General features: G+C 34.6%; 6 protein-coding genes. All 6 read right to left on the bottom strand.

Annotated features, from left to right (window positions below; genetic code table 11):
* Positions 1 to 231 precede the first annotated feature (231 nt).
* The 6 genes from JE46_RS01920 to JE46_RS01895 all read right to left on the bottom strand — a co-directional run bounded on the left by JE46_RS01920 (position 232) and on the right by JE46_RS01895 (position 12,570).
* Positions 232 to 2,145 (bottom strand): sialate O-acetylesterase, encoded by a 1,914-nt coding sequence (locus JE46_RS01920; RefSeq protein WP_031453569.1) that lies wholly within the window; start codon positions 2,143 to 2,145, stop codon positions 232 to 234.
* Between the two features lie 231 nt (positions 2,146 to 2,376).
* Positions 2,377 to 4,005 carry a GH35 family beta-galactosidase gene (locus JE46_RS01915; protein WP_031453568.1) on the bottom strand — a complete coding sequence of 543 codons (1,629 nt, stop codon included), beginning with the start codon at positions 4,003 to 4,005 and terminating at the stop codon, positions 2,377 to 2,379.
* Positions 4,006 to 4,120: 115 nt separating this feature from the next.
* Positions 4,121 to 6,322, bottom strand: coding sequence for an endo-1,4-beta-xylanase (locus JE46_RS01910; protein WP_031453567.1), 2,202 nt, complete (start codon positions 6,320 to 6,322; stop codon positions 4,121 to 4,123).
* A 12-nt stretch (positions 6,323 to 6,334) separates the two neighbouring features.
* Positions 6,335 to 7,717: a glycan-binding surface protein gene (locus tag JE46_RS01905; RefSeq protein WP_031453566.1), complete on the bottom strand. Its 1,383-nt coding sequence runs from the start codon at positions 7,715 to 7,717 to the stop codon at positions 6,335 to 6,337.
* Positions 7,718 to 7,754: 37 nt separating this feature from the next.
* Positions 7,755 to 9,386 (bottom strand): RagB/SusD family nutrient uptake outer membrane protein, encoded by a 1,632-nt coding sequence (locus JE46_RS01900; RefSeq protein ID WP_031453565.1) that lies wholly within the window; start codon positions 9,384 to 9,386, stop codon positions 7,755 to 7,757.
* Between the two features lie 13 nt (positions 9,387 to 9,399).
* Positions 9,400 to 12,570: a SusC/RagA family TonB-linked outer membrane protein gene (locus JE46_RS01895; RefSeq protein WP_031453564.1), complete on the bottom strand. Its 3,171-nt coding sequence runs from the start codon at positions 12,568 to 12,570 to the stop codon at positions 9,400 to 9,402.
* Positions 12,571 to 13,005: the final 435 nt, after the last annotated feature.

The raw sequence follows: 13,005 nt of genomic DNA, 5'->3' as shown, positions 1-13,005 counted from the left end.
CATTCTTAACAATTGTAAAATTATCAGCATTAAAGAATATAGAATTGCCAAATTGACTGACAAAAGATCAAATAGCTTATTTATTACCTTTTTTAGTAGTCTTTTATAATTTCTTTTTTTTTATAATATAGGCGAATTAATTCAAAACTTAAAAAGCTGTATTGAAATTACATTCAATACAGCTTTTTAAGTTTACTTTTTTGGAATTCTATTGATATTACAGCCCAACAGTTAAATATTGCTTTCAAAAGGCGATGCAGGTAAATTTTGTTTATTGTATAAATTAGCTTCTGAGGGGTTATCAGCCCAGGCATATCTGACTTTTACAGGCACTGCAATTGAATCACTCCAAACCATAATCTTATTGTTTATGATTTTGGCATTTGCCCACACAAATTTTCCATCAGCACCAGCGATGGAAAAACCTTTTAAAATTGCATTATTTTTTGCAATCAAACCAGTTCCAATATCTGAAAAACTTAGTACCAATTTATTTTGTTCTCGCTTCATGGATTTAAAAAGTGGCCCTGATGAAACTAATTTTTTTTCACCATAAACCATTTTTCTTGCCTGTAAAGCAAGCCTTTTGCCTACATCGTATTTGTTTAAGGGATGAATGTCATTCCACTCTCCTAAATCTATTGTCACCGCCATAGCTGTATTGGGAACAGATAACGTATTTTTTTGCTGCTGTCTTAATTCTGCCCAATTGCTTTCAACTGGTTCAGATTTAGGCTCCATATAATTTGCAAGCTGAACATATATAAAAGGGAAATTACCCTGTTTCCATTCTGCTCTCCAATTTGTAATCAAGGTTTCCATTAATGCTGAATATTCTACCGGCTTTTTTGTACTTGATTCACCCTGATACCAGAGAACGCCTTTGATTGCATAATTTTTTAAAGGAGCAATCATCGCATTATAGAGCCCAACCGGTTTCCATCTGATAAAAGTCTGTGATGGTAAAGGAAGCATTTTTGTTCCTAATTTATACTTCCATATGCCGCTTAAGTTCAGAGAATCATTCCCATTTACTAATTGATATTGTTTATCCATGACAAAACCTCCTTTGCCTGAATTATTTATGATACGTATGGCAATTTCGTTTTTCCCTTCTTTTAAAATATTTGAATTAAAAGAATATTTTCTGGGCGGATACAGGTATGAAGTTGTTCCCACAAAATGACCATTTACAAAAACTGAATCGGCATCGACAATTCTTCCTAAAATGAGTTTAACCGAATTCTCTTTAACTTTCTGGATTTTAAATTCTTTTCTAAACCACACAGCGCCATTTGTATTTGGTAAACCATTGTCAGCCCAATAACCGGGAACATGCATCGTGTTCCAGTCTGAATCATTCAATTCTGTATTTGACCATTTATTCTTTAAACCTTCATCGGTTTTATTCAGTAATTGATACCATTCGTTATTACTCTTTTTATCATTTGATTCAATTTGGGATATCAGGTTTTTATCCTTAAATCTTTGATATTCCTGATAATACTCCGGAAATTTTTTAATTCCTTCTTCATTGATCCATGATTCGGCCGGAGAACCACCCAAAGCAGCATTAATCAATCCTATTGGAATTTTATACTTTTCATAAATTTCACGGGCAAAAAAATATCCAACAGCCGAAAATTGCAAGATATTAATCGGAGTCACTGAAATCCATCCGCCAGAAGAAAAATCTGTATTTTCTTTTTCAAAATCATATTGATCAGGCACTAAAAATTGTCTTATGGCTGAATTATCTGCGCTTGCAATTACATGACTGTATTTGTCCTTAACACGCTCCATTGGAAGTTCCATATTAGATTGTCCCGAGCAAATCCATACATCGCCAAAAAGGATGTTTTTTAAAGTAATGATATTACTCGCTGAAAAAGTCATTTCGTATGGTCCACCAACTTTTTGCGGAGGTAAAATAATGGTCCATGTTCCGTCTTCAGCCGTAATGGTTTTGTAAATTTTACTATTAAAGTTTAATTCTATTTTTTCATTTGCAGCAGCCCAGCCCCAAATTTTCACTTTGGAATCACGCTGTAAAATCATGCCGTCACTAATTAATCGAGGCAATTTTATTTGCGAATTAGCTGCAAAACTTAGAAATAGTATTGTGAGTCGTATTATTTTTTTCATTTTTCTTTTTGCTTTTACTTTCGTCAAACATTAAATAATCAGGAAAGATGTTACTCTAAAACCTACTTTCCCTAGAAAATTATATCTAATTTTTTTACACAGATTAAAAAAAAATTAAGCAGATTTTGAAAGATTTATTTCTAAAAATCAAATTTAATCTGCTCAAATCTGTTTGAAATTGAATTGAATCATGATATCCTAAAATTTGTTTTGTGTAAACTGTTAGAACACTTATTCATAGGTATATAATTTTATCTTTTGAATTTCATAATCGCCCACCGAAATTCTAAGATGTCTTCCCTGATGAGTCTGATCACCGTTAAAATGTCTGATTGTTTTCCAAACGTCATTTTCAAATATTCCCTGGTCAGTTTTTAAGATTCCGGCGTTAATTTCCATACTTTTTAAAGGTTTAAAAGTCACCACGATTCCGGATCCGGCTATGTAGAATTCATCCGGAGCTATTTCAATAATCATGGCGCTGGAAATTGGCCAGACATCTGCTTTTGCTCCATCAGACCAGTTTAAGGTATAATCATGTTTAAATGTAAACTCGAAGTTACCCAGTTTAATTATCTGTAATTGATTTATTTTATCTAATAAAACTCCGTCAATTTTTTCTTGCCCTTTGTTGGCTTCGATAACAGGCGACAATTGTTTAACCAGATTATAAATTTTGCCAAGCGGTTCTTTTTTAGCATCAGCAACAGATTCGATTGAGAAAGGCGAAAAACCAATTGCTTCATAATGGCCAATAGCATATAATCCTTTAAATGGAGCACTTTCATCAAAACGATGCTCCGGAATAAAAAGTGGATCTCCCTGACGGGTAAACAAATCATTCCAGTGCTTAAACAAAGGATTATAAAAATCTGGTGAAAGTAAATCAATTGAAGTTCCTGCAGCTTTCCAGATATCCATCAAATGTGGTAATGGGCCTGCACTTGGATATTCTCCAGGTTTTTTCTCTGGAGCATTTAAAGCAGCATTTACAAATAAAGGCAACGCATACGCATCTTTTCCGGCTTTAGCGATTTTATTAGTGAATTTTGCAAAATACCAGGCCATGAAAATTTCGTCTGTGTGAAGACCTTTTCCAAATATCTGCTCCCAGTTTCCTGAAGTTTTAAAACCGTTCTTTTTCCAGATTTCCAGGAACTCAGGAACCAGTTTTTCTTTGTTTTTCTGCATGTATTTAAAAAATTCATCAGGAACTGGCTTATTAAAAGCTTCGTTTGCCAATACACAATAATCCCTTGCTGTAGGCAGCATTCCGATTTCATTTTCAACCTGAACCATTATGACCGTTTGCTCTTTTTGATCAAAATCTTTAACATGGCTCATTAATTTCTGAAAAGCTTTTAAATCGGCTTCTAAATTATTTTCGCTAAGAGGAGTCAGAATTTCATGACTTCTATTTTTATCATCCTTAACCCTTGGATAATTCTTCTGATTTAATTTTACCCAAGCCGGAGCGTGGCTGGACATACTGTTTTTCCAGGATCCGAACCAAAGAAATACCAGTTTTAGATTTTCTTTCCTTGCTCTAAGAATCAGATCGTCCACCAAAGAAAAATCAAATTTACCCTCCTGAGGTTCTATGAGTTCCCAATAAACAGGAGTCAGTACCGTGTTCAGGTTCATATCAGCAACTTTGGACCAAATAGGTTCCATGCTTTCCATGCTCGTTGCAGAAGAGTTTCCTAATTCTCCTCCTCTTATGATAAACGGTTTGTTGTTGACAATTAATTGAGTTCTATTGCCTTTTTTTTGAAGACGAGGTGTTTTTTCCTGCGAAAATCCGAACTGCAAAACAGTTAAGAAAAATACTGAGACTATTTTTTTAGAAAATCCAATCATTCTAAATTTTTCAAAATTAATTTATACTTTAAATGTATCAGAAACAAATAAGTAATCCATAATACAAAACTGTTTTACAGATTTATATTATGGATTAAGTTACAATAAAAAGGCGTTATTTCTGAAGTTCGCCTGAAAAGTCTTTACTTACATCTTTACCGGCAAGACCATCAGCTACTCCTTTATAGGCATGTTTACGTTTATAGCTGGCATCCCATACGTTTGGAGATTCATCAGGTAACCAGTATTCGTGTTCTTGTTCGTTATCCGATACTCCCCAAATGGTTATTCCATATTGTTGAGCAGCAGGTATGTATTTCTTATACGAATCAATAACATACTGATACATGGCGGCCTGATCTGCTAATTGTACAGCTGTTGGGCTTTTTGTTCCTAAACGAATATCCAGCTCAGAGATTTTAATTAATTTTCCTGATGCTGCTAATTTTTGGAACATCTGATCGATTTTTGCTTTATCAGTTGTTAAACCAATGTGCATTTGAGTTCCTATTCCATCAACAGTAGCTCCCTGATTTTCAATATATTTAACATAGTTAATTAATCCATCGCATTTATCAAGTCTGGATTCTAAATTATAATCATTTATAAATAATTTATCTGTAGCATTACCATACTGACGTGCCAGTTTAAATGCTTTTACGGCATAATCTTTTCCAAGATATTTAACCCAGTAAAATTCATCATTTGCCATATCAGTAACAACGCCATCACGTAAACTTCCATCTTCTTTTACCGGCTCGTTTACCACATCCCATGCATGAACATCATTTTTAAAATGTGTCATCATTTTTGAAATCCAGTCGGTCATAGCTGCATCAATGATGGTTGCTTTTTCTGCATCTGTTTTTTCAATCGTAACTGGACCGGTCGCACCCGAAGAAGCGTCTGCTGCTTGAATCACAATATCATCAATATACAAAGTAGCAGCGGTTTCTCCAAAGTCAAAAACGAATTTTGTACGATCAGCAGTTGATGGCTTTAATGTTCTGGTAATCTGAGTCCATGAAGTTCCAACCGAAATACCTGAGTAATAATCGCCAGCATAAGAAGCATTTTGCAATTCAAGTTGTAATGTTGCGCTTACAGAAGATTTGATCCAGAAAGTACAGGTATATTCTTTATCTTTAGTTAAAGCAGAAGCAAAAGTATAAACCTGTTGAGCCTCATAATTTTTTGCTGCCGTTGGATTTGTTAATACCATCGCATAACCGCCATTATGCCCGTCTCCATTAGCAGAGACAGAACGAGTTGAGCTATTTCCATAACCAGACCACGGTGATAATGTATTTCCTTCAAAATTACCATTAGAAATTAGATTTGTAACTGCCGGAGCAGCATCTAAATCTACTACATTAAGCGTATTTACATCTATTAGATAAGTTACATTTGGTAAATATCCTAAATCTAAATTGAACTGAAAACCGGTAGCCCCTGGAGCAAAATCACCTGGAGCAAGTTTAATTTTTACTTGCTTCCATGCTGATCCAGTTGCAAATGCTTCTGTAAATGATCCACCAGTAGCATACCAATCTTTCCAGGGATACATATTGGTTAAACTTGAGTTGAAAGAAACACGCCCCTTACCCGTTACATCTGATTTTATGAAAAAAGAGATTTCGTAATTATGATTGCTCACAATAGGAACAGTTGGTGAGGTTAATTGCAAATTATAAGCTTGTGATGAAGTCGCACCTGAAATTAATTTTACGGCCTTTGAGGTGGTCGTTAATCCTGCGGCATCAACAATTGAAATTCCGGCACCGGGATTATTTCTTGACCAACTGCTAAAAGTACCATCTTTTAATCCGGCAATATTTAATGAATTTGCACCACTTGAACCCGGAATAATGGTTGGAGCCAATAATCCGTTTAAGTAACTCGCATTATTATTAGAATGCCAAACCAATGTATGTCCGTAAATGGATAAACCAGCCTTTTTAGTTTCTGTTACAAATTTATCCATTGTTGTAAAATCAATGCTCCCATTAGATTTTACCATGGCTCCGTGTTTCATTTCGTAACCCGGAACTACTTCATCAAAATTTGCATTAACAATACTTCTATAGGTTCCATCTTCTAAATACAAACTAACCCCGATTCCGTTTCCTAAATTGAAAGTGGAATAATTTTTAAGCGGTTCATATCTTGTAATTTTTTCGGCTAATTCTAAAGGCAATTCTGAGGATGCAATTTCACCATGTCCCTCAACTTTTCCCCACTCCATTAAATTGTCATCACATGATGTCAGTAACATTAAGGATGAAGTAATTATTGGTATGATATATTTATATTTCATTGTATCTTTTTTTTAGTTAGTAAAATCATCGTAAACCGGTGTGTTTAATGATACAACTCTCCAGTTATCAGTATACACTTTTACCGTAGTTGGTTTTGAAGCAAATTCGACTTCGCTGTCATTACCCAGTACATCTTTCATTTTTACATCGCCATTTTCAAACCATATTCCAAAATTTTGATAAGTTGCCGCTTCACGATAAGCCAGTACTGCTTCAAAAGTGAAATCAGCTTTAGACCATTGATAAAATTTACTAAAAGGAATAGTAATCGTTACCCAGCCAGTTGTCTGAAAAGCAACTGATTTTCCTTCGATCAGCCAGGGAATATAATTATAAACACCCCCAGCCCAGGTTCCTCCATTAAAATTGTTGATGGTACATATTTTTAAATAACCCGAATCTTTCCAGGCATCCGGTACATAAATATCAAACTGAAATGCCACTTTATCAAGAGGAGTATTTGCAGGGATATAAGGTGTTAATTGTGTTCTCCAATTGTCTACTCCTGTTCCTGCGGTCCAAACTTCTGTTGCTCTGGCTGTTGCTGCCGGAATGGAAGCTATACGATCTGGACGATGTGGTACATATTTCCCATGAGAAAGATTTGTTTGACCAATAGCAGCTGATCCTAGATCTGTTGGTGTAATCATACCCGAAATGGTTGAAGTACTCCAATACCCCTGAGTCCCGTTTCCGTCAAAATCTAAAATAACTCCCTTTTTAAAATTAAAATAGGCTGGTGAGTAAACGCCTCCATTAGAAGTCTGCACAAATAAAGAACCTCCATTTTCTGAAACTCCATTTGGCATAACTACTGTAAAAAACTCACCGTCTTCGTCTGAAGTAATACCTGTAGTAACTTCAATATTTCCTGGAAAAATAACTTTACTTACCTCTGTCAAACCAGTTCCCTTAACAGTAATGGTTTCACCTACATTAGGCATTGTGTTTGAAACATTTGTAATTGCTGGTTTTCCGGCACGAATCTCAAATGAATAAATTGTTTCGTTGTTATCATTTGCAAAACGAATTGTATTTCTAACTGAAGCATCAGCATCTAAAATAGGAGTATCAGCAGAAACGCTAACCAGCATCGATTTATCTGTTACGAAAACTACGTTAAAATAAGTCGAATATCCGTTGATGTAAACTTTTCTTAATCCTCTAAAACCAGAACCTTCAATGCGTAATAGCTGCCCTAATCTTGCAAAATTAACCTCTCTGTCAGGTACTGATGAATTTACATCTTCCAAAAAGACTTTTGTAATGGTTATCTCTCCGCCACCCTCACTGGAGTCACTGTTGTCACACGCAGTAAACAACATACTAAAAATCATTATCCCAAGAAATAATATGGGTGTCCAATAATTTTTATTTAAAATATATTTCTTCATATTAATTGCTCTTTTATATTTATTATTTTTCACAATACTAGAATAAATCTGTTATTCTGTCTTCAGTAAATTTATATGGAACAGGATTCTCTCTCAATAAAGGGTTCTGGATAAGTTCAGACTCAGGATAAGGCAGGACAAAAATACTAGCGTCAATTACACCAATCGCACGCGGGCTGGTACTTTTTGATGCATCAACAGATACTGTATTAGTAGGTGTATCATATAAAATTGGTGTAATAGTCCCTCTGTTTTGACCCGTAATGTAATTAATAACTTCCTGTTGTTTATAATAAGATCTGCGAACCAAATCATACCAGTATTGTCCTTCCATACATAACTCAACTCTTCTTTCGTGTCTGATATCCTCATAAGTAAGACTTGATTTCGTTCCGACATTAGCACGTAAACGAAGTTTGTTAACTCCCATTAACGCAACTGCATCGGTCGTACTGGCATTATTTCCTAAAGCCGCTTCAGCATAATTTAAATACACTTCACCCAAACGCAGCATATAAGTATTCAAAGCAGAGTTCATACGTGTAATTTTAGAATTGTCTTTGGTAGAACCAACCACTCCTTTTTTAACTGTTAAAAAATCTTTACTGTGATCTACAGTAAAACCTCCATTTGATTTATTAATTTCTGCATAAAAATCATCATCTGCCATCCAGGTAGCTTTGCGACGGTTATCAGTTGGTTCATATTCCTGCAAAACATTATAAGAAGCTCTTGTCCAATATCCCCAGGCTGCATCATCACCGGTAATATCTGAACTAAATGCAAAATAGGCCTGTTGTGTATTGTTAACTCCGTAATCTCCGTTTGGTACCCATTGCAAAGCAAACATAGATTCGGTATTGTTGTTGTTTTCTATTTTAAACAAATCAGCATAATTATCCATTAACACATACGGTCCTTCGTCGATTACTTTTAAAGCAGCCTTTTTAGCCAAATCAAGATATTCCTCATTTCTTGTACCACTGTTAGGATTATCACTAACTCCTGAATAAGACAAATAAACACGCGATAACATACCAAAAGCACTATATTTTGTTAAACGCCCTGATTGTCCCGCTTGTGACGGAAGGTTTTTGGCAGCGTATTCTAAATCACGCATAGCAAATTCGTAAACATCTTTTAACGGATTTTTATTGACTACCGGATTTTTAACCAACTCTTTCGGGTCTGTAGAAATAATTACATCTCCCCATAATGAAGCCAAATACCAATAAGCTGTACCTCTCATAAATCGGGCTTCGGCAATGTATTTGCTTTTAACTGATTCACTAACAGTACTTCCTGTAATACCAATGATAACGTTGTTGGATTGTTGTATCACATTATATAAAGATCCCCACGCGGACACTAATGGCCCTGTTAATCCTGTTTCTGTTAAATCTGTAAACGGATAAACATAATCAGAAAATGGAGCGTACATGTTAGCTGCTCGACCGTCACCTAAACCATAATAAAACTTATCATTAAAATCAAACCAAACTTTGTTGTATAACGGCCCTGTAGCAGCCTGAAAATCAGATTCTGTTTTATAAAAGTTTTCTTTTGTAATTCGGTCTTCTGGTTCAACATCTAAAAGATCACTACAACTGGTGTAAACAAATGGTAATGCAATTAGAAGAACCCTGTAAAATATATTTTTCGTTTTCATCGTTTGTAATAGTTTAGAAGTTAACATTTAATCCAAGTGTAGTGATGATTGGTGATGGATAACGGCCATTATCAACACCTGTCAAAAGGTTATTTTGGTTAATAGAACCTACTTCAGGATCGTATCCTTTGTATTTAGTAAATGTCAATACATTTTGTGCATTTGTATATACTTTCACGTTCGAAATCCCCCATTTTGAGTATAAACTCTTAGGCAAGTTATATCCAATAGAAATATTTTTTACTCTTACATAAGATCCGTCTTCTACAAATCGGTTACTCAAACGGTAATTTGATGCTGATGAAGCAGATGAAGCACCAATTCTGGGCATATAAGGATCTCCTCCTACAATTTGAACGTTTCGATAATCATTTGGACCATTTGGATCAATTAATTCTAATTGTGCATAACCTAATGCCGATTTTAATAAATTGGTATTTTCACGAGGATTTTCTAACCAGCGTCTTTGATAATTCAATACTTCATTTCCGTAAGACCCAGTTACTAATATATTGATATCAAAACCTTTGTAAGTAAAAGTATTTCCTATACCAAAAGTAAAATCCGGAGCTGGGTTTCCAATATAGTCTGTATCTTTTTCATTGATAACACCATCCTTATTTTTATCTTCAAACATATAATCTCCAATCCAGACACCATTTTCTCCAATTACCATTCCTTCCGGCAAGGCTGTTGGCTGCACTACTCCATTTTGATCTTTATAATAAAAATCAGTCGCTTTCTCAAATCGCCCAATTACTTTGTATCCGTAAAACTGGCCTATTGGCTGACCTACTGCCGTACGTGTAACAACAGTTACGTCTGAGCCTTGCTGAAGTGTCTGGTTATAAACTCCTGTTTTTGAATTAAGAGCAAGAACCTTACTTCTGTTCATTGAGAAAACGAAGTTAGATTTCCAGTTAAATTCATCTCTCTCTATGTTAATCGTGTTTAAAGTCAATTCCAGTCCTTTGTTTTCAAGAGAACCAATATTAAAAATAGGTGCCGTGGTAGATCCTTGCCCCGTTGTTCCTGCATAAGCCGGAAGTGATAAAGGAAGTAATAATCCGTCTGTTTTTTTGTAATAAACATCAGCAATCAGTTCAACTCTGTTATTGAAAAGTCCCAAATCTATTCCTATATTGGTTGATTTTGTTTTCTCCCATCCTAAATCCGGGTTTGCTGTATTGGTTGCAATTTGCCCGCTGCCCCAATTAGTCGCTGAGGTACCATAAAGTGATGTATAAGGATAAGGGTATAAACTATTTTGATTACCAACATGTCCCCAGCCTAATCTTAATTTAAGGTTATTGATTGTCTTATTGTCTTTTAGGAAACTCTCATTAGAAACCTTCCATGCGAAAGCAGCAGATGGAAAATAATCCCAACGATTATCTTCAGCAAACTGAGAAGAACCGTCTCTTCTTAAAGTAGCTGTTAATAAATATTTGTCATTAAACGAATAAAATACTCTTCCAAAATATGAACTAAGAGATTTTGTCATACTTCCATTTGAATTTCTTGCCGTTGTTGGGTCACCGGCATCCAAATCAGTTGCTCCGTTAGTAATATAACCAGAACGGTAACCATACAAGCTCTCCCAATGGTTTTCTACAAATTCCTGACCTAAAGTTACAGTTACTGCGTGTTTTCCAAAAGATTTATTATATGTTAAAAGATTATTCCAAATCCAGTTATCGCTTAATGATTTTGTTCTTGTACCTTCCCGCACATCATTTACAAGTGCTCCAAAAGTATAAGAAGGACTAAAAGTATAACCGTTTCCAAAATTATAATCTACAGAATATTGACTTTTTAGTTTTAAGTCTTTAGTAAAGCTAATTTCAGCATACGCATTTCCCCTTATTCCATAATTTTGATTGTGATTATCTCTCATTAAGGCCAGACCTAATGGATTGTTCTGAACAAATTCTGTTGTATCAGGGCCATCAAAAGTTCCATCTGCATTACGAGCCGCTACATTGGGGGTTTGCTTTAAAGCTGTGAGTATTAAAGAGCCGTCTGAAAATGTATTTATCTGATTTGTTTTATTTAAGGCTAAATTTACTCCAACTTTCAAAAAGCTTTTTACCTGAGAATCGATAACCCCTCTAAGATTAAAACGATCAAATCCTGAACCGATTGCGATCCCTTCCTGATCTAAATAGCCAATACCAAAAGCATAAGTTGTATTATCAGAACCTCCTGAACCTGACAAATTATAACTCTTCATCATAGCTGTTGTAAACAATTCATCCTGCCAGTTTGTTCCCTCTCCTAATAATTCAGGACGAATAAAATAAGGATCTCTTTGTACAATACCCAAATCGGCACGAGTGTTTTTAAGCGTTCCGTACTCTCTTAAATTAAGAACCTCTAATTGTTTTGGTATTTTCTGCCAGCCTACATAGCTGTCAAAATTCAGAGTAAGCTCTCCTTTTTTACCTGTTTTGGTTGTAATAATAATGACACCACCAGCTGCTCTTGAACCATAAATAGCGGTTGCAGAAGCATCTTTTAAAATATCTACTGAAGCAATATCTGCCGGATTAATTCCTGCAAGAGGGTTATTATTATTTGAATTACTTGATCCACTAATTACTACACCATCAATCACATAAATTGGTTCATTATCTCCGGTTATTGAACTAATACCACGAATTCGGGCAGAAGAACTGGAACCAGGTGCTCCATTATTTGCCTGAATATTTATACCGGCAGCACGCCCTTGCAAAACCTGATCTAAGGTGGTAGCTACTGACTGCGAAATTGCTTTAGCATTTACAGAAGAAATGGCACCTGTCAAATCTCCTCTCTTCATTGTGCCGTATCCCACCACAACAACTTCCTTTAAACTATTTAAGTTTTCCTCAAGAACTACATTAATTTTATTTTGATTGTTAGTAGAAACTTCTTTAGTCTTATATCCAATAAAGCTAAAACTTAAAACTGCATTTGCAGGAACAGAACTAATTGTAAATGTACCGTCAAAATTAGTTACTGTAGTATTCTTGGTTCCTTTTACAATAACATTTACTCCCGGTATAGGACCGCTTGCATCTGAAACTGTTCCAGACACTGTTGTTTGTGCATTTACCGAAGCTGAAAATACCAACATCAGGATCAGAAACCCTAAGTTTTTAAAGTATTTCGATTTGCTTTTAGTAATTAAAAAGTTAGTCATAAATAATTGATTTAATTAGTTAATAGTTTAGTCAGTTAGTTTTTTGTTGGTTGTATCAAAAATGAATTATAGTAGCCTTTATAAAAACAAATATATATAAATTACAACAATACACAATCGGTTGCGTTAATTTTTTTTGTCAATTTCAAAAAAAATATTTACTAAAAAAACATATTATATATTTATATTAATAAAACAATAAGTATTATTCATTTAATGAAAGTTTTCAGGCTGAAACATTACATTAATACAAACCTTTATTATTATTTCTTAAAAAAAACATAAAAAACAGAAAATTCCTAAAGAGAAAAAAAGAATGGAATTTTCCTTTTGATTTTAAAGTTTAAAAACTGTTAAATGAATATATAAACCATAAAATCTTACAAAAGATAAGAGCGTATTTTAAAAAGGAAGAAAATGAATTGTCAAAAAACA

Origin of the sequence: Flavobacterium chungangense LMG 26729 (genome assembly GCF_000735715.2) — a bacterium.
Taxonomy (GTDB): Bacteria; Bacteroidota; Bacteroidia; order Flavobacteriales; family Flavobacteriaceae; genus Flavobacterium; species Flavobacterium chungangense.
The sequence above is the reverse complement of the archived record's forward strand: the minus strand, read 5'-3'. Positions and strand labels throughout refer to the sequence as shown.

Coding starts and splice junctions, on each gene's coding strand:
- JE46_RS01920 (WP_031453569.1), bottom strand. CDS start 2,145: ATGAAAAAAATAATACGACTCACAATACTATTTCTAAGTTTTGCAGCT.
- JE46_RS01915 (WP_031453568.1), bottom strand. CDS start 4,005: ATGATTGGATTTTCTAAAAAAATAGTCTCAGTATTTTTCTTAACTGTT.
- JE46_RS01910 (WP_031453567.1), bottom strand. CDS start 6,322: ATGAAATATAAATATATCATACCAATAATTACTTCATCCTTAATGTTA.
- JE46_RS01905 (WP_031453566.1), bottom strand. CDS start 7,717: ATGAAGAAATATATTTTAAATAAAAATTATTGGACACCCATATTATTT.
- JE46_RS01900 (WP_031453565.1), bottom strand. CDS start 9,386: ATGAAAACGAAAAATATATTTTACAGGGTTCTTCTAATTGCATTACCA.
- JE46_RS01895 (WP_031453564.1), bottom strand. CDS start 12,570: ATGACTAACTTTTTAATTACTAAAAGCAAATCGAAATACTTTAAAAAC.